The organism is Vibrio sp. TBV020 (assembly GCF_046056895.1).
Classification (GTDB): Bacteria; Pseudomonadota; Gammaproteobacteria; order Enterobacterales; family Vibrionaceae; genus Vibrio.
Window position 1 is genome coordinate 71,372 of the sequence record NZ_JBEEAQ010000002.1, and the last position, 22,742, is coordinate 94,113.

Sequence of the window (22,742 nt, forward strand, 5' to 3'; positions counted from 1 at the left end):
GCTCTACGCTAGAGCCCCAGAAAATTTCCAGCCCCTCTTATAGATATTTCTTGTACGTCGCAAAAGCGGTGCGCACTAAGATCCCGGTAAGAATGGCTCCGGGCAACAGTAAACCGAACGAAGAGATGGACCAAATTCCAGGCAGCAATAACCACGCATAACTGAGCCCTACCACAAACCAAGGCAGGCCTTTACGACTGTAAAAATGCTTCGTTTCCGTTTCTCTGTCCATAAACGCCACCCGACGCTGACGCACCACTAACCCATCAAACGCGCCCAAGAAGAAAACCAGCAAAAATAATGGGTAGCAGAACAGTAAAATGGCGATACGGGCAAAGAGTGACAGGGTGACGTAAACCACCCCATGCCAATAGGGGGTGAGAAAGGCAAAGAGCCCTGTGAACTCAATCGTGAGGATGGGGACAAGATATTCCATACCACTGGCTAGGATGGCCAGAAGTCGATCGACACTACCCGGCATCTCTTGATGAAGATTCTCCAATTGCTGTAAAAAAAGGTGCTGCGCATTGAGACCGGTGACGCCACCCCAAAACGGGGCGAGCCACTCAATCACAATCAATAAAAGCCATATCCAAAAAAGATGCCCTAAAGCAACAAAAGGCAAGCCATACCAAGGGGTTGGCTCCTCTTTTTTTACGGATTGGGTACGCGGGTGTTGTTCTGGCATAAGCGTTTACGAGAGTTGATGATGGGATGTAAGGGGGTCAGCCACGTTGCCAGATGCTGCGTATGTCCCGAGCGCGGCCAGACTAGATGGTTGGCAAAGCAAGTCTTGCAACTCTTCTTCGTCGAACTCATGGTAAGCCCTCTCAATGTCTTGTTGAAACTGTTCGCTTTCATGGAGCCAAGCGTTGGTGTCTTTGACCGATTGGTTTTTCTCTAACATGCCATCTACTAAGGTTTGGATATCCTCAGGCAAGGCTTCATCGCCTTTGTTGGATGGGAGTGGAAAACGAAGTTTCCATATTTTTGAGCCTTCAAGCTCTGCGTACGCCTGCCCAATCGGCAAGTTGGTAATGTCATTGTCATTGACCAATAACACCTCTTTATTTTGCAAGGTGTCTTTGTTGCTCGAGCGAAAGCCGGTATCACTGCCGGGTGAATCTGAGGCGCCCGTGTCGGGCAAAACTTCTTTTATGGTCACAGATTGCATTCGTGAGGTGAGGATTTGCGCGGTTTTTTTCTCACGAACGCGCAGGCAAATTAAACTGTTAAAGTTGCCTTTGACTTGCTCCGCTTTTGATGTGGCGCCCAATCTTGCCTCAATATCAGACTCAGTTTGAGTGTAAGCCGTGACGACAAACTTAGCGCCCCTGGCTTTATTCAAAATTGGGATAAACTCATCACCAATCAGCTCGTTAAACTCATCGGCGTGTATCATGATGTTGCGAGGTTTGACTTTGGTAAACCCCGGGGCGTTACCGAACTTATAAATTTCGCCCGCCAATGAGCACAAATCGGCAAACATGGAGTTACCAAACGCCGCGGCGACCGTGGTATCAGAGAGCGCATCGAGGCCGACATACACCACGCCCCCTTGCATAATGACTTCACGCCAGTCAATCACCGGCCTTTCGTCACTCGGGGTGTGTTTTGGGGAGATGATTTCGGCCGTTTTACCGGTGCCCAGTTTTTCAAGTAATGGCAATAATGAAGCGACGATTTTATCAAAATAGGTTTTGTCATACTGAATGGCGCTGCGAAGCCCCGCTAGCACATCGTCTGGGATGGGGTGCTCATTAAAATAAGTTTCCAGTGCGACCACTCGCTTGCTTCGTCCCTGCAGATGTCTTGGGGTATTCTTATCAGTCACATTGCTCTCTAATGCTGCGACAAGCTCCGGCGCTTTGGGATGGTAAGTGGGCAGTTTTTTCAGGCAATAATCGACATACAGCTCATCAATGGCTGTCACGTAGCGTTGAATCGAGGCCATATCGGGCTTACGGCCCAGCGCGTCTAAAGCTCTGGCAATGATATTGACAAATCGCCAAGCAAACTGCTTAAACGCAGCGCTGTTGCCTCCGCCATCGAGCTGCCCTGATACACGAGTCGCCACTTCGGTAATACGTCCAAATCGCCCTGTGGGTGAATAGCGGCCACTTTGGTCACAATAACCCAGGTGCATGACATAGAACTCATCTAAGCGGCCAGCGCGAAGGCATTCGATGTACATACGAAGCAGCATATCCGCATCGCCTTTTGGATCGAAGACAAACACCACATCGCCCCGTCGAATATCTTGAGTGACGACAAGCTCTGCTAAGCGAGTTTTCCCCACGCCTGTCGTGCCCAACACCAACATATGCCCTGCCCGGGCGCTCATCGGAAGCAGGCAGTCCCTTTCATCTTCCAGCCCCACCCCATGCATTCGGCTGTCTCCCCCCACTGGAGGTAAAGGGGGGACGGGATTGATGGCTCGCAAAAAGGCATTGATAATGCCTGCCCACATGCCAGCGCGTCGCCAGATTTTTTTCCCTGCCCAGAACGCTTCTATCCAGGTGCCTTCGTATTTGGCCTCCATCGCTCGCGCAAAACCATACAGTTTAGAGGGCGTGACATACTTCTCTGCCCAAATCTGACGAGAGTCGTACAGCCGCTGCGCATGGCGAGGCAACATTTGAAAGCCTTTACCGAGAAAAAGCTTGCTCTTGTACACCGGCATATCCACCGACGCCATTTCCCAATACGGCAGTTTTAAGAGTCCCTGGCGATAAGCGAGCACATCCAGGCCTTGCTTGAGCCGAATCAGCATACACGTAAATAAACTGGCGCCAACACCGATACGCAGAGCCTCTGACAACATAAAAAAGTCAGGTCGCAGCATCACCAAAAAACAAGCAAACCCAAACATGGCCGCACTGAGTAACTCTTCCGCGGGTCTTAATAAGCCTTCAACATAACCGCTCATGGTTTTCCCTATGAGGCGCTATCGAATGAACGTTGTTCAAATAAAGGGAGCAGTGAGGCTAAGAGTTTATCGAAATAAGCCTTGTCATACTGGAGTAGATTGCGAAGCCCCGCTAACCCCTCATCAGTGACAGGATGCTTGTCAAAGTAGGCCTCTAATGCCACTACTCGCTGACTTCGACCGTGCAAATGTCTTGGGGTGTTTTGGCCTGTGACATTGCTTTCTAGCGCAGCCACAAGCTCTAGAGCGTTAGGGTCATATGTCGACAACTTCTCTTGGCAATAATCGACGTAAAGCTTATCAATGTCCATCGCATGACATTGAATCGATGCCATATCGGACTGACGCCCCAGAGTCTCCAGAGCCTTAGCAATGGCATCAACAAGTTGTCTGGCAACGTGTTTAAAGGTCTTATTCGTTGTGATTTCAGTGTTCACTTTCGTGTCCTCATAGTCGCAATAGGTGGGATTGGAGTCAGGGGCAACATGGGCATCTTGTTCGGTGTGAGGGCAGTGATAAACAAGGGTATACCCATCCCCCTCAAAGTACGCACCACACACGCAAGTCATCGAATTAATCGTCATATTTCCCCCATTCCCTTTCAAATTCCGCACGCTCTTCTAAATACTCGATACGGCGGCGGATATCCCCTTTCTCTTTGGCCTCTTGCGTGATTTTTTTCGGCAGTGTGATTCGAGTTGGCAGTACCATTTGGGCAAAGGGGTGGTCACTATTGATGCTCATCTCAACGTCTCCTATTCGTCAGTAACGGCTGGGCCTGTTTGCTCAACCTCTTCTTGTTTGCTGCGTTTCAATAACATCATAAGCCCTTGCTCAGGGCGAACCTGATGCTGCTGACATAAATCCGCTAATGTCATAATGACCGGACTTAAGGTGGAGTCCGCTAAGACTCGGTGTGTGGTGGCGATGATTTGTTGAACATCGCCATTCGATAACGTCTGTATAGGCATAAACTCTCCTATTGCTTAATGGTGCGGTGTTCAATCAGTACGGGGTAATGGGTGAGCCCAAACGCCTTAGCAAAGTCATGACCTTGAACGGGATATAAGGGCAAGGAATAGCGAGATAAGCGCAGCCAACCTTGTTTACTGCTGTTGACCACAATGCCTTTCGCATTAATGCGTCGAAGATAATCGGACTTTGCTTTAAGCCATCGATGGGAAAGTGCATCATCTCCGACAATAAACAGGGGTTGATTGAGCACCACATCTTTGGGTAAGGCGTGCGTCTGGACTTTGCCGGGAGAGAGCTCCGCGGTTGTAACGGGAAGCATCGCCATAAAGGGGTCACTTGCAGCGTGAGTCTGCAGTCCTACCGCCAGGAGAACAGCACCTAGCCATAACTTGATACAATAACGGCTCATAAGCGCTCCTTAAATTGATTGAGTAATGAGGCAAAGGTGGCTTTATAGCGCTCAGCGGGCGCTCCCCCTGCGGGGCGATGAAAATACCCTGCCGCTTCCACCCAGTCCTGATGTTTGGCATACCCTTCTAAGAGCAACTTAGCGGCATGGTGAAGGTTACGCTCAGGGAAAAAGGCCTCACAAGGCGCGGTAAAGTGCGCTTTTTGCCAATACCAGTTGTGCTGCGTTAACCCAATATCCACCGATTCGGTGTACTCCAAAAATCGAGTCAAGGCTTGGCAAGCCTGTTCATAGTCAGGATAAAAGTAAGGCTTACCTTTAACGTTTAAGGTCCACGGCCAAGGGCGAACGAGGCCGCTTTGCAAGCGAACCTGACTTTCTCCAAGCGCTAAACTGTAGAGCACTGTTGCCGGAATACGATGTTCACTGGCCACCTGTTGATAGAGCGCAGGCACTTGACTGACCTCAGCCCAGGCGCCAGTGCTGATAAGTAACATTAAGGCAGCGACACGACGACCCATTGTTCACCTCGCGCTGCCATTGCCACAGGAGCGGGTTGCCCCTTAGCTAAGTTAAACCATAAACCGCGCTTGTCGTGGTTAAGGGTGATGTGTTTATCCGTCACATCCGCTTGACGTATGCCGGCTTTTGCGGCCCATGCGCGAAGTTTGCGGTCATTTCCTTGCCCATCAACCAAATAGACGTCCACCGACACCCCTTGAGAGCGCCAGGCCTTTAAGGCATCCAAGCAGTCATCGCACTGCGAGGAAACAAACAGCACCACCCGCTCAGGCAAAGCATTCCCCACCACGCTTAAATTTGGGTATTGAGTTTTCCATGCCTGTCGATACGCCACGTCCAAGGCCAATAACCCCTCGGTTCGTTTTTTATCAAATTCAACCAACTGTTTAGCCAAGGCGTCGCGCTCGGCATCATGTCGAGCAAAAATCGCCAACACTTCAAGAGGCGTTGCGTCTTGCATGTCATAGGTCAATGGGGTTTGCATTAAACGCTGATAGCGTTGCCACTGCTCATCCGTGATGTCCCAATCACTGCCTTGCCACTGTTTTGCCATCACGGTCGAGGAGTGTTGTGTGTTGACGACGTTTGCGTAGCTAAAGGCGGACCAGAGCAAAAGAGTGAATACAAAGGGCTTCATGCGTCTACCTCCAACTGAACTTCTTGGCCTGCGTTACTACGTACCCGCACCTGGTTATGCTTTACCTCCATAAGGCGCCAACCTAAGTAACGCTCCCCCTGGCGAAGCGCACTCAAATCAGACAACTGCTTGGCATCGGCTTTACCAACAATCGCCAGTGAAACAGTGCCTCGCTTTTGCACGTCAAAGAGCACAAACGGGGGTGGCGTCACCACGACCTTTGGCGTTGCCTTTTTCACCTCAACGGGCGCCTGTTTTGACGCTGCTGTGCGCGTGACTCGACGTGGCTCAGTCAACCGTTTTTCTGCTGCAGACAAACGCTTCTCTAGCTCTTTAATTTGCGCCTCATCCAAGGTCAAATTATCAATGGCGGTGGCGTGTGATTGCTGGGTTGACTCAACGCCATTTAACGTGGCATTGGTGTCATCCAACTCTTGCTGCAGAGCACTGATGCTGGATTCGAGTCCAGACAGATGCGCTAACACCGTTTCACTCTCTTGGTGTAGGCTTAAGGTGATGCGTTGCTCTAACGCATCCACATCGATGAGGCTGGCTGGTGTAGTATAAGAATGATAGAGCGCCAACGAGATGGCGCTGATGCCCCCACACCAAAGGGTGGCGAGCGTGAACTTAATCGTCACTTTCAGGTAGTGTTTATAGCGTGGATCCATGCCTTTATCCTGGGTCGGTAAATGTTTGTTTGACCCTAGCAAAAAAGATAAGTAGAAATACTCAATAAAAGTATTTTTTTTTAATATTTTTATTGAGTATTTATTTTTGTTTTTATGATATCCTCACGGGGATGTTGTTTTACATAAATGATTTGAGGCTTGTCTATGATGGACTTAACGACAGAGCAGCAACAACTGGCGATAATCATTGATGGTTACGCCAATCAGTTTCCCCTCACAGAAGAGGGTGACGCCCTGTTACTGCAAGGGTGTTATGACTATATGGAGGCGTTTAAACGTGTGATGGACAGTTCGTCCAAAGTGCAGATGGACTACCTTTGTCAGCAGTACCTGGGTTTTTATCGTTTTGCGCAATGGATGGAGCGATTGGCACAAGGTATTGCGGATGGCGTGATTGACGTACCCAGAGTTCATTAAAGCACCCACCCGGAAATGTCAGCGGCTCTGGCGTAGAGCTTCGTGATGATAAAGCCCGCCACTTTTTCTCTGTTATTGCAACAAGAGGGCGCGTTTTTGACTCAAACCGCCCATTTACTGCAACTCACGTAGATAGGTTAATCCCATTCATCGTCGTCATAGACATGATCAAGAAGCACTTGTTCGGCTTCGTCCAGTTTCTCGTTCATTTTTTCGAGCGTGTCAATTAACCCAGACACCTCCATACTGAACACTTCCACTTTTTCATGTAAGTTTTCTAAGTGTGACTGGGTGTTGTCATCAAGCGCATAATCTAATGCTCTCCTCGCCATGCCACTAATGACTTCGGTTTCATCAATCAGATCACGGATGCCAGCTTGATAAGCGAGTCGATTCAGGCTGGTAAAATCCTCAGAGGAGAGCTTATCTAGGATGTTATCGTATTTTTCTTCATTAAAAGCCATTAAAAAGCCCCTACCGTTGCGAATTCAACTAAATTATCGCTCTGGTCATCGTCATACAACCACCCTCCATTCACTTGTTGATGTCGATGACATCAACACCAGAAAATCCTGATAACTCCGTGCAAAATAAATCTCTATATTGTTGTTTTACCCACAATATCACGAGAGTAACCATGTCATTAGAACAACTGGTATCAGGGCTATATAAAGAGTTTGCAGGGCAGGCTGTCATATTCGAGCAACAGGCTCAATGGAAAGACGCCGCATTATATTGGCAGAAAGCAGAAGCGAGCGCGAAAAGAAAGTCCAACCGAGAATGGGCGAGTCGCCGTCAAGAACTTTGTCTCCACTATGCATCCCGTCCAGTTTATAGGAGAACACGACGCAATGTTAATGACATTACGCCGTAATTGACACTTAAAGATAAAAAGCGTTATGGATTGACGCTCTCTTTCAGCGCTTTACCGGGTTTGAAAACTGGTACTTTACATGCTGCGATTTGAATGTCGGCGCCTGTTTTTGGGTTACGTCCAGTACGCGCTGCACGCTCGTTGACTTTAAACGTGCCAAAGCCAATCAAGACCACATCATCACCGTTAACCAAGCTCTGCTCAATGCCTTCCAGTGTGGCTTTGAGTGCCATTTCCGCTTTTGCTTTGGACAGCTCAGTGGCTTGAGCAATATGCTCCACAAGTTGTTGTTTATTCATTACGTTCGTTCCTTTTTATTCAATATTGTTTTAATTACTCTAACGTAGCGTCTTTTTCAAACCATAACGGCGACGCCAGCCCAAAATCGTGAACGCCATTACACTCCAAAGGCCCAATGAGCCGCCATCATCCCCATTGCTCGCATTCGGGTTAAGCTTCACCTTCTCACTCGATGATAGATGTAAAGCGCCTTGTCCCTGAACATCGAGCACGTATTGACAGCGCTCAAACGCGTTAATCGCACCGTCTAAACAGCTGCTCGACTCAGAAATCAAAGTGACATTGCCACTGGTGTACGCAGAGTCACTCACTGGATTGAGGTGCAAAGATTGCACTTCGACCGTGACGCGTCCTTGACCATTAACCACCGTTGGGTAATGCCAGCCGTTGATGTGCTCAAGCAGAAAATCTTTGACGTAGTGCAGATCGATACCCGACACTTCATGCAGTTGCTGCACACTATCAAAACCTCCTCCTTGTGTGATAGCAAAGATCTCTTGTTGGTTATTCACCCAAGCACCACCTGAATCACCTTGAGTCGCATGTGCTATTCCGGTTTGCCAAGCACCAATATAAAAAGGGAAGCTAGGACCACTGGTTCTCGACATTTTAAATTCTGCTCGATGCAGTACGTTATCGGTTCCGCCGAACCCATCGAGCGTAAACGTGGCGTCCTGTTCAAAGCCCGGGGTGGCTAAGTCTTTAAAAAACTGAATCGTGGTGTACTCAAATTCTCGATTGAGCTTAACCAGCGCCACATCTTCACTCACGATGCCCGCTTGATAATTAGGGTGAAGAACACTGCTCTCAAGAAAATCCCCATCCAGTGCATAGTAGATGTTGTTGTCTGCATCTTGCATCACCGCCCAATCATTCTGATTGTAACAATGAGCGGCCGTCAACACATAACGCCCACCGATAAAGGTGCCCGTACAACCATCGATGTATACGGTATTATCGTGTTGTCCCCAATTTAACGGTGTACCATCGACCACTGCCCACGCTGAGCTGCTGCACAGTGCCAGCAATAATAAGGTTATGGATTTCATTGCCTTGCTCCTGTTGTTATCCAAGTGCTTCATTTATACCACGCATTTTAAACCTTTGCCCATAGACTGAAACAGTTATAGGGTGTTGATTTTTCTGATAATTTTACAAAATTGAGGTCATGCAAACATGACCTCATTACTTGACTCAAGTTATCGACATTCCGCCTTATACCCGTAACTGGCCACGGCGACAGGATCGCTGTATTGTTGGCACTGCCAGCCTCCAGAGTTCCAGCGTACACACTCTCGCTCAGTGGCCATCAGGAGGCCTTTGGTGCCTTTCAGGCACGCTTGCCCCACCGAGTTCGGGGTAAGAAGCTGTGAATAGGGACCCGCATTAGCCGTCTTGATGGTACGGGTGCCTATCTGCACCCAACGACCTGTGGTTTGGTATCCATTATCTGGGTAACCCACCGAGCTTGGCGGCGGTAGGCCTTCCCTTGCGGCAGGTTGATGTACGCTGTCCACGTGCTCTCGATACGCTTTCATTGAAGCTTTAGCTTCATCACTGGTGAGCTTACCGTCACAATTTAAGTCCCAAAGCTGAAAGCCTGGACCGCATTGTCCAGGTTGCGTGGCCCAAGCAGGCAGCGCTAACACCGAGAGCGCTAAAAGTAAGGTTTTTTTCATGATACTTCCTCTTTCGTTAACGACACTGAACCATGGCAACAATGTCTCCATTGCTCAGCACTTGATATTTATTGGTTTGGGTATTGAGCACATAGGCATCAATATTGAACGTCCAATGAGTCGAGGTTTCATTGGCAATATAAGGTTTGATACTCCCTATCAAGGTATAAGGAGAGATCACATTAATAGCACCGACACTCAGCGAGACCTCTGGAGCCAGCCCTTGCGGGCACCCTGGCTTTTCTAATTTCTCCCACTGCTTTACGCTGTAAACACTGACTAACCCTTGAGCGACAGACGTAGTACTGCCGTCGCTGTTATTGATGTACAAGTCCTGGACACCCAATATCGATTGATTGCCTACATCCCAGTCATCCGTCAGCGCTTTATCCCCGGTTCGCAGCACTAAACCGTCATAAATCAGTGCCGACGTCGCTTGACGTAAGATAATTTCAATATCTTGCGTCGCGGTTTTTCTCGCCCCTGGGATAGTCATTAATGGCACCGACCAACGCAGGTACTCTTTGGTGTCAGCCACTAAGCTTGAGAGCGGCAGTGTCAGCACCATATGACTGTAATGGGGCGCGGTGGTGGTGTCGGTTTGGGTATGCGAATCAATTCGGGTTGATGCCCACGGCACAAAGTCCGGGCGAACGCATTCGTTATTGGCTTCTTGCGCCGTAGAGCACTCATTCCAATAGCGTTTTGGGTAGTCGGTCATTAGGCCATTTAAGGTCGATGGCCAACTGCGGCTATCCGTGGCTGGAATGCGCTCTTCTGAGACTTTGTAATATTGGTACTGGTGAAGCCGGCTAATGACATTTTTGATGTGGTCCGCGTACGCGATAGCGTGGCGGTCTTTTTGCTGCTCAAGCAAAAACGGCACCACCACAAGGGCAACAGAGCTTAATAACGCCACACCCAGTACGATTTCAATCAGGCCAAAGCCCCGTTGTGTTTTCATATTATTCCTTACCAGGCAAAGCAGCCAGTGGTTGGGTCGTATTCTTGTTTCATTACTTCATCCGTGGGCGTGAAGACCAATCGCTGCACGGTGAGCGTTTGCCCTGTGTACGACCAGCTCTCTTCGGTTTTCGGCGCAAACTGCCTTAATTGCTCCCCTTCTCTCTCGGATGAGGCGGTGAGCGTGAGTTGGTAGGCCGTGACCTGATGGTTCGAGCCGGTTTGATAATCAATGTCGAGTTGCCAGGGCAAGTCGGCATCAAGCACAAGGAGCCCGGCTTGGGTTAGCCCCTGCACCGTGGCTTCATCTGGCACGGTCAAACAACCGCTCTCTGCCTGATGCTCGCTGAGTTGCATTTTCATCGCCTGCAGCACGTTCCCTACCGTGCGAGTAAACAATGCTTGGGTATGAAAGTGGTCATAGGCGATAAACGCCCCTGCCATCAGCGCCACCATGACGCCAGCACGTATCGTGCTGGCTAATGTGAATGAGAAAAGAGTCATTACATGGTCACAATGATGGTGTTACCTGAAACCGTAATCGTCGGGCAACTTGCTGCGCTGTTACAGTTACCAGCACTGACTTTCGCCAACATATCGGCTTGGTCATCGATGTACTGGGTATCCACATTGGTGACACCGATATCGACACGCTGCAGGTTGGCACCATTTGGCGTTAAGGTGTAGTTGCCACCGTATTCATTGGTGCCGACACCATCACGGCTGTTACCACACAACGATGAGCTCACCGCGTTGCGACTGGCGGCGCACACTTTGCTCATCGACGCGTCACTGTGGTTCACGCTTTTCACTTTTTCCGCGCCGGCTTTAATTTGCACCACCGCGGCGACGGTATTGCTCTGCTTTACCCAGGCAACCCCGAGGTTGTACAGTTTGACGATGCCTAAAAAGACAAAGACGGCTAAAATCACGTACATAACAAAGTCAATCAGGCTCACGCCTTTTTGACGAGAAGAGGGAGAACGGTGTATTTTCATCATGGGTATCCTTATAATGCGGTGTGTTGAATCGATGCGAACAATGACGCCATGGCGCTGCCTACCAGGCTCAGTAGCAATACAATGGCCAGAACGAGAATGATTTTGGGTAGCCATAAACGCATTCGAGTCAGAGATTGAGTTAAGATTTGTTGATGCTGTGCGGCGCTTTTCTCCAGCAGGAGTGGCAGAGGGGCGATGTCCCCCATCACATCCAAATTAGTTTGTGCATCCGCAAGCAGCAGTCCCGTATCAAGGGCTTTGCCCGGGTTAGACTGCGTCGCGAGGTTGGTTTTCATTTGAGTGAGGTGTTCGTTTAAGTAGCGTGAGCTGTAAGGGCTGATTTCCTCTATCGCCTGAACCAAGTTCATCCCAGCGCGAGACAGGTTTGCTAGTGTTGAAAGTAGATTGGCTGCCGCCGCGATGCGATAATGACTAAATAGCCATACCCCATCGATGGTGTGACGAAGCGGCCCTGTCCACCAAGGCATGGAGAGTGCACTCAGAGCCAATAACCCGAGTGCGAGTGTGAGAGCGAATACGCCCGGACCTTGAACCCAAAGACGCCATTGGTCAGCCATCGAGCCGGTTAGGCTTGCCGTGGCAATGATTTCTCCACTAATGTACACCCCAAGTACGCCTAAGCCTATCAAGGTCAAAAGAGGCCAAAACAGCACCATAAAAAGTCCCATCATCACCCCTTGTCCTCCACTGAGCTCACGCAGCGCAATATCGAGCCCCTCTTTAAGCTGGCCGTTTCGCTCTGCAATCACTAAGGTGGAGACCACGACAGGGGAAAGCCACCCTTCGAGGACATCGGTAAAGCGCACCCCCTTACCCGGGGCGTCTAAGCCAGCTTGTCCAATTTTCTTGGTGGCGTCACTGCCGTTATCCTTCAGTTTTTGACAAAAGTCTTTGGTCGTCATGCCGAATTCAACACAGGTGCGCCACTGCTCAAGCAGCGCAATCTGGTCGCTTTTACCAAATAGCCATTGCTCAAACCTCACAGGCACCTTCCTTACCCATCTCTTGTTGCATCTGGGCATAGAGTGACTTTGACGCGACGGGCATGAGTCCATCCACCTGCTCTGACGCTGAGGCGATATCCACTTGTCCTTTAGCGATACGGTGCAAAGTGTGTTGACGAATGTCAGGCCACTGCTGGTTGGCCAAGTAGCGCTTCCAGCCGATATAGTCTTGCTGCTTGATGTACTCACGGTCGGTATCTTCAAGGGCAATCAGCTCTAGGACCATCAAACGGCCTTGCTCTCCTTTGTGGCGACACTGCTCACATCCTTGAGGGTGTCTTAGCCTCACTTGCTCTAGAGCCTCTGGCGTCAGCTTCTCTAACTGCTCGACTTTCTGTTGGTATTCATCCGATAAGCCCGCCAGCTCATAGGCCTCTTTTGCCGCAACCAGGGGTAATGCGCAGTGAGAGCAGAGCTTTCTGACCAACTTTTGATGGGTAAAGAGCTGCATTAAGTCAGGCGCTGACACAATGGAGGCGGGAATATTAAGCTGCTCAATAAAGATACTCGGTACCCCCATGGAGCTGTTGGCGTGTAACGTGGAAAGTGCCAGTCCACCGGTTTCCCCTTTGCGGGTAAACTCCTTGGTGGTGTGGTGACTGCGAAGCTCACCAAACGAGGTGGCATCGATATCTTGGCGAAGCTGCTCGATGGCGTAAAAGGTGTAATCGAGATATTGGCCAGAGCCCTCTTTCAGCTCACGCTTAGGCTCAACCAAGGTTTTCGTGACGCCCTCTTGCTCAAATTCCACGGGGTCTTCCAGCGCGTGACAACACCTTGCGACTCTATCGATGGTATCAAACAGGGCATACACCATTGAGGTTTTCCCTGAGCCCATCGGACCGGTTAAGACAATGATGCCTGAGCGCCTTTGCATTTTGTCTCGCAGCAGTGCTTCTTGGGTCGGCAATAAGTCCATGGAGTCTAAAGTGAGTGGCTCACCTAATGGGGTTAAACAGCGTAGCACCACTTTGATGCCATGACTTAACGGCATCAGCGCAATACGCCACTCCACGGTGCTAATAACCTCCTGCCCCTCTTCGTCTTGTCGTTGCAAAGGCAGCTCAAATCGGTCATTAAGAGGCAGGCGCGGTGAAAAGTTAGAATTGCCTAAGTTAAAGGCGTAGGCCGCCAAAGCATGACCGAACGCACTGTCAAGTCGCTCAGCACTTTCACCATTTGCAAACGTCGTCAACCGCTCTCGCTTTCCATCCACACGCAACAATATCTGGGTTTGATTGCGATGCACCTCCAAATGGATGTCGGACGCTTTGATATCTACGGACGCCTGACAAAGCTGGGTCAACTTGTCCCCAAACTCGGACTCCAACACGTCGTTACCTTTTTGCTCTAACGTACTGCGAGCAATATCGAGTAAGGCGTGAATGCGAGCGTGGTCAGTGAGCTCTATCTCAGGTGAACGAGCATAAAAACGCCCGCCAGCCAGTGATTCTGACTCTCGCAGGTAATCGCATATCTCTTTGGATTTTGGGGTATTAGGGCCATCAACCCATACCACCCCCTCATTATCCACCACGGTATGCCCATCTTCGATGCACAACCGAAGCAAGGTTGGGTCAAGGAGAAGCGTCAGCTCGGTGTGATTATTCATACCCCCCTCCCACAAGCAGGTGATAACGCTGCGAGCCCAATTGCACCTTTACGCCAGATTCATTAATGCTGAGCACCGATAAATCCGCAATACGCGTTCCTTTGGTGGCTTTGTTCCAACGTCCTTGATAGTGGAGACGAGCAGAATAAGAGTCATCAGCAAGTTGAATCACACTGCCGAGCATCACAGGCAAGGCAGGCTTTGAGGGCAATGGTGCAGAAGTGACTTGCGCTCCAGTTGGCAACATAGGCGCGTTAAGTCCAAGCCCAGAGATCGCTGCCGATGGTTGAGCACGACCATGTTGCTCACGAAGTTTGGCATCGAGTTCTGCCAGTGCGACGTCTCTTGATTTGGTTAGGTATTCCAGAGCCTGGGCATCTAACACCAAAGGCTCGGTGCGCTCTGTCGGCGGCGCCAGCTGCGCAGCAAGCTTTTCATTTAACGCTTGTTCCAGTAATGATGCATGCTGGGGTTGTAAGCCAGAGTCCGCCAAAATTTCAGGTTGAATGAACTCAGGAGAGACAGAGGACGGCGCGGTCTCTGTCAAAGGGTCATTAATGGTGACGTGCTCCACCTCCTGAGGCGCTTCTGCGTAAACCGACGTCGTCGTAGGAAACAGCGTGGTATAGCCAAGGTAGATGGCACCAAGGGCGGCGCCCCCAACGACCAACCATTTATGGGTTTGAGTTAAGGCCATATTACAGCCCTCCGTACAAATTCAGAGTAAAAGAGAGTGCCCAACCTTGTTGGGCTGTGGGGGTGAGCGTGAGGGTTTCTATTCCAACCGGCAGATACCCAAGTAGCGTATTTATCTGGGTTAGCGTCGCTAACGAGGCATTAGAATGCGTCACCTGCCATTGACGGGTTTGCCAAAGGGCTTCGACGTCATTGCTGATGCTCTGCAGCTCTAAGGTTGCCCCCAAGATGGTTAACGCATCTTGCAAATTTTGCCAGCTTGGATTGATAGGCAAGACTCTGTCACGCCAAGTGGGGAGTCCTGAATACAAGAGCACTTGCAGTGTCAGTTCATCTTCTGCCCAATGGGCGAATCGTTTAATGTCAGGGCGACTGTCCAGCCATGCCTTCATCACACCTATCTGGCCATGAGGCTCACGATTGACCATGACAGTTAATTCGTGCGAGGCTTGCGTGATAGCAGAAGCCTTCCACCCTGGTGGCAACTGAGAAAGATACACCGCCAGATTGCGAGCTTGCTTGACCACCTGCTCTGAGTCATAAGCGTGACTGAGCTGAATGCGATAGAGCGCCCAGCTTGGTAAGGTAACGGCCTCAAAGGTTGGTGGTGAAGCCGTTTGAGGTGGTGTTGGCTCTAACGTTGAGTAGTACGTCAGTCCTCCCAATCCAGCAAGCAGTGTCAAGCCGGCCACACTCATGACTTTCCAAGGGGTAACCCGCTTTTGTTTACTCAGTATGTAAGATTCTACGCTCGCTAACTCTTGGTCACTGGCAGACTCACACACCTCGCCACTTAACCCTGGCACTTTCCCGACCAAGAAACACTGCTCTGCCTGCTCTAAGTTGAGCTTGACCCAGTTAGGCTGTCTCTGGTGCCACAGTTTTTTCACGACGCCGCGTTCAACCACCATGCAAAGCCAATAGCGGCCCTGTTCATCGTGAAGCTCTTCCACCAAAATGAACGATTGTTCACTTTCAACTGCGCCGCGGGCCATCAAGCCATCGAGCCACCATTCACTGCGCACCTGATGCGGCTTGTCGCCACCGTACACACATACCCAACCTTGCCTGACTGAGACATAGTGATGGGTATGACCACTGAGCTTTTTCAGCTTAGAAATCGTACTGCGCACTCGCCCCTTATGGGCAAGGGCGTGCAATGTGATGTCCATCATCCGTCTGCTCTCCGTGGCGTGAGGAGTACTAAAGTATCGACGCGCTGTTTTACTGCGCTGCTGCCCCCTAAAAACGGAATGCCTAGAAAGGTGTTTTGCTCGGTGGTGGTGTCGGTTTGAGAGACCGATGCAATGACAATGGTCTGGCCATATTTGAGCTTATTGGCGAAGTTGATTTTCGCTTCGCGCATTTGTGGGAAAATCAGGGTTTCACCGCCCACCACTTGCGGCTCAAGGGCTTCGATTTTGGTTAACATGCCAGAAAGGCGCAGGTAAACGTGGTCACGTTGAATATTTGGTACAGCAATAAAATCCACCCCTTCACGACGTTTGCCCCGCTCTGTTGAGCTTGATACCACCCCTTCACTGCTGTCTGAGCTGAGGTTTTCCATAAACTCCACCACACGCTCTTGCGTAATGTGATTGGTTTGATGGTTTTGCACCAAAATCGTGATTGGGGTTTCGGTGGAAACCTGACCTTGCTGGTTTAACGCATTGATAAGTGCAGTTGAGCCGGACCACTTTCCGCCCCCAGTGAAAGCCAGCCCTGGGCTCGCGGCTTGTGAAATCAAGTCAGTCCCGGGAATAAAGAAATTTAAGCTGTTTCCATCACCCACATCTCGCACCAAGTTCCAATCAATGCCGCGGTTATGGCCTAAGTTTGAACGAAACTCTAAAACCAGCGCCTCTAAAAGCACTTGCTTGCCAAGGGAGGCTTTCGCTTCTGACACAAGCTCAACCACTTGCGCCATACGGGTTGGTGTGGTGCGCACCACAATACGGGACAGACTTTGAATAGCTTGGACTGACCCAACCAACTCTTCACTGCCTGAATCGCTCACATCGGATTTTAAAATCGTCTCGATGCCCTGCGCGACATCTTGAAAGGTATTAACGTCACTGCTGGTCAGCGTAACGAACTGCCCTTCAACTTTGGCGCTGCCTTCCTCTTCGCCACTGTCGTTACTGCTGGTATCCCCGCTGCCAAGCTGGTCATTAATCACCCCGGGAGGCAGCTCTAACTCAAAGGTACGTGACACAAACTGCTCAACGAGTAATTGCTCCCCTTGCGGGGTAAAGCCAACCTCAAGTTGACGTTCGATTTGATTGAGCAAACCGGCAATGGAGCCTTGATAATCTAAGTTAACTCGCGCCTCTGGATTAACCGACTCCCCATACCAGGCAGACTTGTTAAATTGCCCCAGTACGTCATCGAGCACACTTGAAAGCAGCTCCCCTTGGTTAGGCGTGGTGTAACGCACGCTCTGCTGCAGATAACTCAGGTCTACTTGCTGAGATAAAGGCTCAAGCCAGACTGGTGGCTGCTCAATACGTTCAACTTTATTGACGTTACTCACCACTCGCAGCGAGTCAATTTGCGTGCGCACGTCGCCGGATTCTTGGTTGCGCTTACCAAATTCATTCAAGCCAAGTACCTCACAACCGGTAAGTAAACTGGTGCTTAGCAACGCGGCAAGCCATAATGGATGTCTACTCATAGTGACGGTAACTCCTGAATGTAGAGGGTTTTAGTCGCATCAAGACGCTGAGCCTTTAATGGATAAGGAGCAAGCAGGGTACGCATAGCTGCGCTGATATCCCCTTTAGGCGTGACAAGCGGATAACTTGTAAAGGCATAGTTATTACCTTGCCACGAACGCGCTTCATCCCAGCGCCATTGATAATGCAATGTCGTGCTGCGCACGGCATCGATGAGCGTCTCCCCTTGAACCATCAAAGCAGTGACCGCCGAGCCTCTCCACGGATGCAGCGCCACGAGCTGTTGAGAGGGCTTTAAGGTCAGAGTGAGAGACTTAAGTGCAGGCGTCTCGTGAGACAGTCCCGCAATGACTTGCGACAAAGAGCCGGTTTTTGCAAACCCCTCGACGACCACCTCATCGAGGGCGGCCAGAAACTCAGGCTCCTGGGCAAAGGCAATGTGCGGGTATTGGGCTTTATGCACCCAACGAGTCAGTGCATCCCGATAGGATTCGCCGGTTTGTACGTAAAAGGTCATCGCTGGCGCTTTTGGCTTTGTCGGCGTGGTAACCCTAGATGAAGCAGAGGCGCTCTTCACAGAGGAATGACCTTGACGACTCACCAAAGCTTGACCACCAAAGAGTTCATCACTGCCCTCTTCTAATCCTTGGCGGTTGTCGGCCAATCTTTTGTTGATTCTAGGTGACAAGGTCACCTTATCTTGATGAGCAAGAGTGGACTCTGTCGCTGAAGCCTTGTCTTTTACCAAGCGCGACGTCGAAGTCTTGGTTGCTTGAGTCGGCGCTTGCCAGACATAGCCCTCTTTCAAACGAAAGCCCACTTCACGAGCCACCACGTCTTCTTCTAAAGTAAAGGCCTGACCGCCGATGACCTGCAGCGCTTCACGAAGCGTCATACTGCCCATAAGGGTGTGAGTCAATGGAAGTGACTGGGCGTACAACTGCGATTCAGCATAGGAAGTGGGCGTGCGTAACGTCACCCCACTGCCTTGCAACATAAAGGTCATGCCATCTTTGAGTGACATTTGGCTCATCACAGGAATACGAACGTCCACGGGAATGCCCAGAATGTCGGTCAACTGTGAAGAAGGCGCACGGGTTTCTCGCACATAACGAGAGACAAAGAGAGGCGTGGCCTCTTCTAAATCCGGCGCAGTGCGAATATTAAGGGGCGGCGAGGCCACCTCCTGGGGCTCAGGCGGACTTTGACAGCCAGCTAAAGCCACGACGATACACGCCGTAAGAGCACGAATTTGCATTAGGAAATCTCCAGCAAAGAAACACGCTCAAACGCTATCAAAAAAGCCAAGGGAAAATACGCAACAAAAATATTTTTTTAAAATATTTTTATCGAGTATTAATTTTTATTTTTGTGGTATCCTAACGGGACTGGTTAATTAACCATAAACCCAAAAGGCATTATAATTTAATGCTTCAACCGATAAAAAACGCCGACTTTCGTCGGCGTTTGATGTTCACTCTCTTCAAATGTTTTCTTTATCCACCATATTGACTAAAGTTTGCCACAATGTAGTCGGGGCCGATTAAGTCCTGGTAACCTTCATCGTTCTCAGTCTCACTGAAAATAAGATCGTCCCAACACTCTCTTTCCTCTTCACCGTCCACGTAGCTTCTGTAACCCCCAAACGCACAGCCGCATTCGGCAAAATAGTGCGTCATGGTAGTCTTTGGGTAGCGACGTGCCAGTTCAGCGATAGGAGGCAGTGCAGGAGACCAAGCCGTATCAAATTCGAGCTTGGCAGAATCCGAAGATTCATCCAACACTTCTACGGTGACGACTTCCCACTTAGTCCCTAAGCGATCACAGTTATCGTTAAAACCACTGTCCACACCCGGCAACAAACGGCCATTAAAGCCGTTTAACTCCACCAATAAACGAGGCGGTGAGAGCGTGTTGAGTGAAAACTGACCGTCCCGTAAAGCAAGCTCAGGAACATCAAGCTTTGCCCACACCACATCAAGTGCTAGGCGGCGAAGATAAAGTCCTGACCAGTCATACATACTCTCTTTCAGTAACGGCGCCATCTTCTTTCTCGCCGCTTTAGGTAAGTCCCCCCAGTAACGCTGCTTCAAGCCGCTTTGCTCAAGAAGCTCAATCAACATCAAACAAACCTCTTTCGTTAATGTCACCTCTTCATTTAACAAGGTGACAAAGCGAGTAAAAGCTTGGTTTGCGTCACTTAACTGCCCAACCTCTTGAGTTAACTCAGGGTAGAGCGGAAAAGAAACTGGATGAGTGGGCCTTAATAGCCCACCTATTCCAGCTAGAAAAAGCTTCACCGCCGCACGTGTAGCCTGACGATGAAGTAATGGTTTAGGCTCAGTGATAAGATCTCGTCGGTATCTGGTCCTTCAAGATGAAGTTGATTAACACACCAATTTGGCATAATGATTTCCTCAAAAAAATAAAGGAATGCCCCCACCAGGAAAGCATTCCCGGATGGGTGGTGCGCTTTATGCGCTAAAGTCATGAAAAGAGCAACGAACGTTACTCTTTTCTTTCGTTAAAAAGTAGAAAGAAGTGCCGGTAAGTCTGACAAGATATGAGGTGAAAAATGTACGCGAGCAAAATGCTCATTGCTGAGTGACTCTAAAGCCAAATTCACAATGTCACATAACGTCGCATCATCTCCAAACTCAAAGAGCACTGCGGTAATGAACTCCAGTCCAATAAATAATTGGCGTTCAGGCAATTTCACCACAATCCCCATAACCACATCGTTATAACCAGTGAGCTTTTGAAACAGTTCAACCATTTCAAGCGTGTCATAAAAGCCTGTTTTGCCTTCATTAAGATCTAACGCATCCATACTCGACCGAGTGCTGTATACTCCCTGGCAGGCCTGCGCTTCTCTATAGGACGCATGATCACTTCGATAGCCACTAAGCTGGCCATTAAATTGAACGTCGTCATAGTTGACATGATCAGGTATGGTGCGCATATAAACACTCCCCTGCTTCATTCATATTGCTACCACACAATGAGCAACAATGATTCTCGTTAGGCAGTACGACATCATCGGTATACTGGCCACATTTTGGTTCGCTCTCTTCTTCGGTAAAAGAAAAGGTAAAACCAAGCAAGCTTTCAAACCAGGCTTGTTGCATGACGTTAACGCCACACCCTATCACTTCAACCTTAAGTCTCTTTAGCTCAGCAAGGTGAGCTTGACACTGCTCGCTAGAGTAAAGAGCATGAGCATCATCGTTAGTCCACTCAATCAAGGCATCGATCACACTCACTGCCGCGTCTTGCTCTGAATGACATTCTTTCACTGCAGCACTGGCGAATATTCCTTCATCGTCATAGACGTACATTGTCTTAACCATTGTGATTTCCTTAAAAAGAAAGGAAGCCCCCACCAGGAGGGTTTCCTAGTGGGAGGCGTGAACGCCAAAGGTTAATTAAGCAGGGGTATAACGACCTGCGTCATACTCACTCATAATCGCGGATTGAGTAAAAAGACTCACTTCGACCTCTCCAGAGATCATGCGAGACCTATCCTCAAAATGAACACGATAGTGCCCGTCTTCGGTGATATCGAGGACCGTTGCCTTTATCTGTTGCCCTTCTGCCGTATAAAGGCGTCCGGTATTAAATTCAAGCTCTTGCCCAACGTTTACAGGGTTGTCTAACATTGTTTTGTCCTTTTCATGAATAAAAAGGGACGCCCACTGGGAGAGCGTCCCAAGTGGGTAATACACAATAACGGGTTATTGAACCGGCAAAGGTAAGATGGTCAGGGACACTTCCTGATCGTGTCCTTGATCATTGTTCCAATCCAGTGACTTCACCTGCTTGTTCATGTCAACAATGCGAACGCATTCTGCGATGATGCTTTTGCTTAACGGGCTTAGGCATAACGCCGCGTTTTCGTAACTCATATGCTCTCGTCATTACGGTGTGAATGGTGCGCTCAAGAGCAAAACTGACTTGTTCCGGCCCCATTGATTCATAATTGTCAATTAGGAACTGCTGATCTGATGTAGTCCACGGTTTACCTTGGTTTCCATGTAACTCTGGATGGTAATTCATACGACCATATTTATCATATGTTACCCCTTCCAATGACTTCATGACTCACCTCCGATCGGTGCAAAGAACGCTTTCACTGCCGACTTCATCACCCCAAGGTGATTGAAACGCTGTGGGTTGTCATCTGCCCCAATCACTTCTGTGAAGAAGCGCTGATAGTCAGAGGAGTGCGACTCATCCAGCGGCAAGCTTTGCGTTTGCATCGCCACCACAAATTTGTCACCAATGACTTTCTGCACGTCTGGCGCCATACGGTCACCCAAAGTCCCGCTGACCAACTCTTTCAGAGCCAGGTCAATACTCCAACCAAAGAACTCTTTTTCAAGCAAACGATTTTCCGGGGTTAAGGGCAAATTGCACTGCATCAACAGCTTGTTCGCAGTTAAACGAATCGCGGTTGAATCAGACAACATGCGTCCTGTTTCCGGTTGTATGCAGCGTCGCATAAAATCATTTGAATCTCTTAAAAAGTTCAAAGTGGTTAAACGCTCATAGGGCAGTTCATGCACATCCCCAATCTGGCATAGCATTAACTGACCTGCTAAAGCGTAAGCTTTGATCATCACCGTATGGGTTTTAATGGTCTCCAGTCGAACCGTTGCCGGTTCGCTGTTTTCCATCCAAAGCCCACCCCACTGCAGTGCATCACTGATCGATTGCCAAAACACTTTGGCCACCTCTCGATGGGCGTCGCTGATGACCTCTGTTTTTGCGTTGAGCCCCAGTAATGTTGCGGTCGCATCCTTAATGGTTTTCAGGGGAAACAGATAGTCACTTTTGGCGGTGATGGTGTTACGCTCAAAATCCACCAAGCCTTTGAAGCAATTCAGCTCATTGGCCAGCTCATTGGCCAGTTGTGGCAGCACTTCTCTGGTGTTGTAAGCATCAGAGAGGCTTTGCGCCGGCTTTGATACGTTTTGGTTGATGTCGGTAAACGCCATCTTGCGCTCGGCAAGCGTCATATCAACAAACAACAGCAAAGGCACACTGTCTTGCCCAAGTTCGTACGCTTCTTGAATCGCCAATCGAATGCCACTGGCTCGATGTTGGCCGTCAAACAGCTTAAGCTGCGCATCCATAGGAATGCTTAACTCTCCAACGAAGGTCTCTTCCCCTAAAGGGGTGAACTTCACCGAATCAGGACTGGTTGAATCAATATCAACCACCCCAGTTAAACACGGAATGATGTAGCTATCACGGTTGCTGAGCATGTATTGCGCCACCTTACGCGCTCGACTTGGGTTAACCAAACGTTGTGAGCGTTCCATGGTGTCACCGTC

At 49.6% G+C, this 22,742-nt stretch carries 30 protein-coding genes; 2 read left to right on the top strand and 28 right to left on the bottom strand.

Going from position 1 to position 22,742, the window contains the following annotated elements; all coding sequences use genetic code 11:
• Positions 1-37: 37 nt before the first annotated feature.
• Genes AAFX28_RS07695 through AAFX28_RS07735 form a run of 9 tightly spaced genes read right to left on the bottom strand, consistent with a single transcriptional unit; the run spans position 38 to position 6,143 of the window.
• Positions 38-688, bottom strand: coding sequence for a DUF4400 domain-containing protein (locus AAFX28_RS07695; RefSeq protein ID WP_408686930.1), 651 nt, complete (start codon positions 686-688; stop codon positions 38-40).
• 6 nt (positions 689-694) lie between these two features.
• Complete coding sequence (gene traD / locus AAFX28_RS07700; protein ID WP_408686931.1) at positions 695-2,929, bottom strand: type IV conjugative transfer system coupling protein TraD; 2,235 nt, start codon at positions 2,927-2,929, stop codon at positions 695-697.
• 8 nt (positions 2,930-2,937) lie between these two features.
• Positions 2,938-3,513: a hypothetical protein gene (locus AAFX28_RS07705; protein WP_408686932.1), complete on the bottom strand. Its 576-nt coding sequence runs from the start codon at positions 3,511-3,513 to the stop codon at positions 2,938-2,940.
• Complete coding sequence (locus AAFX28_RS07710; RefSeq protein WP_408686933.1) at positions 3,503-3,673, bottom strand: hypothetical protein; 171 nt, start codon at positions 3,671-3,673, stop codon at positions 3,503-3,505. The genes AAFX28_RS07705 and AAFX28_RS07710 overlap by 11 nt, the downstream gene beginning before the upstream one ends.
• An 11-nt stretch (positions 3,674-3,684) precedes the next feature.
• Positions 3,685-3,900 carry a hypothetical protein gene (locus tag AAFX28_RS07715; protein ID WP_408686934.1) on the bottom strand — a complete coding sequence of 72 codons (216 nt, stop codon included), beginning with the start codon at positions 3,898-3,900 and terminating at the stop codon, positions 3,685-3,687.
• An 8-nt stretch (positions 3,901-3,908) separates the two neighbouring features.
• Positions 3,909-4,313 (bottom strand): PFL_4695 family integrating conjugative element protein, encoded by a 405-nt coding sequence (locus tag AAFX28_RS07720; RefSeq protein ID WP_408686935.1) that lies wholly within the window; start codon positions 4,311-4,313, stop codon positions 3,909-3,911.
• Positions 4,310-4,834 carry a hypothetical protein gene (locus tag AAFX28_RS07725; RefSeq protein WP_408686936.1) on the bottom strand — a complete coding sequence of 175 codons (525 nt, stop codon included), beginning with the start codon at positions 4,832-4,834 and terminating at the stop codon, positions 4,310-4,312. The genes AAFX28_RS07720 and AAFX28_RS07725 overlap by 4 nt, the downstream gene beginning before the upstream one ends.
• On the bottom strand, positions 4,810-5,448 hold the full coding sequence (locus tag AAFX28_RS07730; protein WP_408686937.1) for a TIGR03759 family integrating conjugative element protein: 639 nt from the start codon (positions 5,446-5,448) through the stop codon (positions 4,810-4,812). The genes AAFX28_RS07725 and AAFX28_RS07730 overlap by 25 nt, the downstream gene beginning before the upstream one ends.
• A 20-nt stretch (positions 5,449-5,468) precedes the next feature.
• Positions 5,469-6,143 carry a hypothetical protein gene (locus AAFX28_RS07735; protein WP_408686938.1) on the bottom strand — a complete coding sequence of 225 codons (675 nt, stop codon included), beginning with the start codon at positions 6,141-6,143 and terminating at the stop codon, positions 5,469-5,471.
• 165 nt (positions 6,144-6,308) lie between these two features.
• Between AAFX28_RS07735 and AAFX28_RS07740 the strand changes: the two genes are divergently transcribed.
• Positions 6,309-6,581, top strand: a complete 273-nt coding sequence (locus AAFX28_RS07740) for an arylsulfatase regulator (protein ID WP_408686939.1) — start codon at positions 6,309-6,311, stop codon at positions 6,579-6,581.
• Positions 6,582-6,718: 137 nt separating this feature from the next.
• Here AAFX28_RS07740 and AAFX28_RS07745 read toward each other — a convergent pair whose 3' ends face one another.
• Complete coding sequence (locus AAFX28_RS07745) at positions 6,719-7,045, bottom strand: hypothetical protein (RefSeq protein ID WP_408686940.1); 327 nt, start codon at positions 7,043-7,045, stop codon at positions 6,719-6,721.
• 173 nt (positions 7,046-7,218) lie between these two features.
• Here AAFX28_RS07745 and AAFX28_RS07750 point away from each other — a divergent pair, with 173 nt between their 5' ends.
• The gene (locus AAFX28_RS07750; protein WP_408686941.1) at positions 7,219-7,455 is read left to right on the top strand and encodes an ANR family transcriptional regulator; all 237 of its coding nucleotides are present in this window, start codon (positions 7,219-7,221) and stop codon (positions 7,453-7,455) included.
• 23 nt (positions 7,456-7,478) lie between these two features.
• On the opposite strand, the gene AAFX28_RS07755 is transcribed toward AAFX28_RS07750, so the two are convergent.
• The 18 genes from AAFX28_RS07755 to AAFX28_RS07840 all read right to left on the bottom strand — a co-directional run.
• The gene (locus AAFX28_RS07755; protein WP_408686942.1) at positions 7,479-7,754 is read right to left on the bottom strand and encodes an HU family DNA-binding protein; all 276 of its coding nucleotides are present in this window, start codon (positions 7,752-7,754) and stop codon (positions 7,479-7,481) included.
• A 39-nt stretch (positions 7,755-7,793) separates the two neighbouring features.
• Positions 7,794-8,804, bottom strand: coding sequence for a trypsin-like serine protease (locus AAFX28_RS07760; protein ID WP_408686943.1), 1,011 nt, complete (start codon positions 8,802-8,804; stop codon positions 7,794-7,796).
• Positions 8,805-8,954: 150 nt separating this feature from the next.
• Positions 8,955-9,434 (bottom strand): hypothetical protein, encoded by a 480-nt coding sequence (locus AAFX28_RS07765; RefSeq protein ID WP_408686944.1) that lies wholly within the window; start codon positions 9,432-9,434, stop codon positions 8,955-8,957.
• Between the two features lie 16 nt (positions 9,435-9,450).
• Positions 9,451-10,398, bottom strand: coding sequence for a type II secretion system protein (locus AAFX28_RS07770; RefSeq protein ID WP_408686945.1), 948 nt, complete (start codon positions 10,396-10,398; stop codon positions 9,451-9,453).
• A gap of 8 nt (positions 10,399-10,406) precedes the next feature.
• Positions 10,407-10,853: a hypothetical protein gene (locus tag AAFX28_RS07775; RefSeq protein ID WP_408686946.1), complete on the bottom strand. Its 447-nt coding sequence runs from the start codon at positions 10,851-10,853 to the stop codon at positions 10,407-10,409.
• Positions 10,854-10,900: 47 nt separating this feature from the next.
• Entirely contained in the window at positions 10,901-11,398 is a 498-nt protein-coding gene (locus AAFX28_RS07780; RefSeq protein WP_408686947.1) for a hypothetical protein, read from the bottom strand.
• An 8-nt stretch (positions 11,399-11,406) separates the two neighbouring features.
• The gene (locus AAFX28_RS07785; protein WP_408686948.1) at positions 11,407-12,402 is read right to left on the bottom strand and encodes a type II secretion system F family protein; all 996 of its coding nucleotides are present in this window, start codon (positions 12,400-12,402) and stop codon (positions 11,407-11,409) included.
• On the bottom strand, positions 12,392-14,035 hold the full coding sequence (locus tag AAFX28_RS07790) for a GspE/PulE family protein (protein ID WP_408686949.1): 1,644 nt from the start codon (positions 14,033-14,035) through the stop codon (positions 12,392-12,394). Before AAFX28_RS07790 ends, AAFX28_RS07785 begins: the two co-directional genes overlap by 11 nt.
• Entirely contained in the window at positions 14,028-14,732 is a 705-nt protein-coding gene (locus tag AAFX28_RS07795) for a hypothetical protein (protein ID WP_408686950.1), read from the bottom strand. Before AAFX28_RS07795 ends, AAFX28_RS07790 begins: the two co-directional genes overlap by 8 nt.
• Position 14,733: 1 nt before the next feature.
• Positions 14,734-15,906, bottom strand: coding sequence for a hypothetical protein (locus AAFX28_RS07800; RefSeq protein WP_408686951.1), 1,173 nt, complete (start codon positions 15,904-15,906; stop codon positions 14,734-14,736).
• Positions 15,903-17,405 carry a type II secretion system protein GspD gene (locus tag AAFX28_RS07805; protein WP_408686952.1) on the bottom strand — a complete coding sequence of 501 codons (1,503 nt, stop codon included), beginning with the start codon at positions 17,403-17,405 and terminating at the stop codon, positions 15,903-15,905. Before AAFX28_RS07805 ends, AAFX28_RS07800 begins: the two co-directional genes overlap by 4 nt.
• A complete protein-coding gene (locus AAFX28_RS07810; RefSeq protein WP_408686953.1) occupies positions 17,402-18,664 on the bottom strand; it encodes a hypothetical protein in 1,263 nt (420 codons plus the stop codon). Before AAFX28_RS07810 ends, AAFX28_RS07805 begins: the two co-directional genes overlap by 4 nt.
• Before the next feature lie 238 nt (positions 18,665-18,902).
• Positions 18,903-19,706: a DUF1281 domain-containing protein gene (locus AAFX28_RS07815; RefSeq protein WP_408686954.1), complete on the bottom strand. Its 804-nt coding sequence runs from the start codon at positions 19,704-19,706 to the stop codon at positions 18,903-18,905.
• Between the two features lie 224 nt (positions 19,707-19,930).
• Positions 19,931-20,368 carry a hypothetical protein gene (locus AAFX28_RS07820; RefSeq protein WP_408686955.1) on the bottom strand — a complete coding sequence of 146 codons (438 nt, stop codon included), beginning with the start codon at positions 20,366-20,368 and terminating at the stop codon, positions 19,931-19,933.
• Complete coding sequence (locus AAFX28_RS07825; RefSeq protein WP_408686956.1) at positions 20,352-20,756, bottom strand: hypothetical protein; 405 nt, start codon at positions 20,754-20,756, stop codon at positions 20,352-20,354. The genes AAFX28_RS07820 and AAFX28_RS07825 overlap by 17 nt, the downstream gene beginning before the upstream one ends.
• Positions 20,757-20,831: 75 nt before the next feature.
• Positions 20,832-21,065, bottom strand: coding sequence for a hypothetical protein (locus tag AAFX28_RS07830; protein WP_408686957.1), 234 nt, complete (start codon positions 21,063-21,065; stop codon positions 20,832-20,834).
• 169 nt (positions 21,066-21,234) lie between these two features.
• Positions 21,235-21,504 (bottom strand): hypothetical protein, encoded by a 270-nt coding sequence (locus tag AAFX28_RS07835; RefSeq protein WP_408686958.1) that lies wholly within the window; start codon positions 21,502-21,504, stop codon positions 21,235-21,237.
• Positions 21,501-22,742, bottom strand: a 1,242-nt coding sequence (locus AAFX28_RS07840; protein WP_408686959.1) for a DNA sulfur modification protein DndB, incomplete at its 5' end; no start/stop codon positions are given. The genes AAFX28_RS07835 and AAFX28_RS07840, both read right to left, overlap by 4 nt.

Excerpts from the sequence above, each read along its gene's own strand:
- AAFX28_RS07805 (WP_408686952.1), bottom strand. The coding sequence starts at position 17,405 with ATGAGTAGACATCCATTATGGCTTGCCGCGTTGCTAAGCACCAGTTTA.
- AAFX28_RS07775 (WP_408686946.1), bottom strand. The coding sequence starts at position 10,853 with ATGGTGGCGCTGATGGCAGGGGCGTTTATCGCCTATGACCACTTTCAT.
- AAFX28_RS07705 (WP_408686932.1), bottom strand. The coding sequence starts at position 3,513 with ATGACGATTAATTCGATGACTTGCGTGTGTGGTGCGTACTTTGAGGGG.
- AAFX28_RS07750 (WP_408686941.1), top strand. The coding sequence starts at position 7,219 with ATGTCATTAGAACAACTGGTATCAGGGCTATATAAAGAGTTTGCAGGG.
- AAFX28_RS07835 (WP_408686958.1), bottom strand. The coding sequence starts at position 21,504 with ATGAAGTCATTGGAAGGGGTAACATATGATAAATATGGTCGTATGAAT.
- AAFX28_RS07715 (WP_408686934.1), bottom strand. The coding sequence starts at position 3,900 with ATGCCTATACAGACGTTATCGAATGGCGATGTTCAACAAATCATCGCC.
- AAFX28_RS07720 (WP_408686935.1), bottom strand. The coding sequence starts at position 4,313 with ATGAGCCGTTATTGTATCAAGTTATGGCTAGGTGCTGTTCTCCTGGCG.
- traD (WP_408686931.1), bottom strand. The coding sequence starts at position 2,929 with ATGAGCGGTTATGTTGAAGGCTTATTAAGACCCGCGGAAGAGTTACTC.
- AAFX28_RS07740 (WP_408686939.1), top strand. The coding sequence starts at position 6,309 with ATGATGGACTTAACGACAGAGCAGCAACAACTGGCGATAATCATTGAT.
- AAFX28_RS07760 (WP_408686943.1), bottom strand. The coding sequence starts at position 8,804 with ATGAAATCCATAACCTTATTATTGCTGGCACTGTGCAGCAGCTCAGCG.
- AAFX28_RS07810 (WP_408686953.1), bottom strand. The coding sequence starts at position 18,664 with ATGCAAATTCGTGCTCTTACGGCGTGTATCGTCGTGGCTTTAGCTGGC.
- AAFX28_RS07790 (WP_408686949.1), bottom strand. The coding sequence starts at position 14,035 with ATGAATAATCACACCGAGCTGACGCTTCTCCTTGACCCAACCTTGCTT.
- AAFX28_RS07795 (WP_408686950.1), bottom strand. The coding sequence starts at position 14,732 with ATGGCCTTAACTCAAACCCATAAATGGTTGGTCGTTGGGGGCGCCGCC.
- AAFX28_RS07710 (WP_408686933.1), bottom strand. The coding sequence starts at position 3,673 with ATGAGCATCAATAGTGACCACCCCTTTGCCCAAATGGTACTGCCAACT.
- AAFX28_RS07820 (WP_408686955.1), bottom strand. The coding sequence starts at position 20,368 with ATGCGCACCATACCTGATCATGTCAACTATGACGACGTTCAATTTAAT.
- AAFX28_RS07765 (WP_408686944.1), bottom strand. The coding sequence starts at position 9,434 with ATGAAAAAAACCTTACTTTTAGCGCTCTCGGTGTTAGCGCTGCCTGCT.
- AAFX28_RS07770 (WP_408686945.1), bottom strand. The coding sequence starts at position 10,398 with ATGAAAACACAACGGGGCTTTGGCCTGATTGAAATCGTACTGGGTGTG.
- AAFX28_RS07725 (WP_408686936.1), bottom strand. The coding sequence starts at position 4,834 with ATGGGTCGTCGTGTCGCTGCCTTAATGTTACTTATCAGCACTGGCGCC.
- AAFX28_RS07695 (WP_408686930.1), bottom strand. The coding sequence starts at position 688 with ATGCCAGAACAACACCCGCGTACCCAATCCGTAAAAAAAGAGGAGCCA.
- AAFX28_RS07825 (WP_408686956.1), bottom strand. The coding sequence starts at position 20,756 with ATGGTTAAGACAATGTACGTCTATGACGATGAAGGAATATTCGCCAGT.
- AAFX28_RS07735 (WP_408686938.1), bottom strand. The coding sequence starts at position 6,143 with ATGGATCCACGCTATAAACACTACCTGAAAGTGACGATTAAGTTCACG.
- AAFX28_RS07755 (WP_408686942.1), bottom strand. The coding sequence starts at position 7,754 with ATGAATAAACAACAACTTGTGGAGCATATTGCTCAAGCCACTGAGCTG.
- AAFX28_RS07800 (WP_408686951.1), bottom strand. The coding sequence starts at position 15,906 with ATGATGGACATCACATTGCACGCCCTTGCCCATAAGGGGCGAGTGCGC.
- AAFX28_RS07780 (WP_408686947.1), bottom strand. The coding sequence starts at position 11,398 with ATGATGAAAATACACCGTTCTCCCTCTTCTCGTCAAAAAGGCGTGAGC.
- AAFX28_RS07745 (WP_408686940.1), bottom strand. The coding sequence starts at position 7,045 with ATGGCTTTTAATGAAGAAAAATACGATAACATCCTAGATAAGCTCTCC.
- AAFX28_RS07830 (WP_408686957.1), bottom strand. The coding sequence starts at position 21,065 with ATGTTAGACAACCCTGTAAACGTTGGGCAAGAGCTTGAATTTAATACC.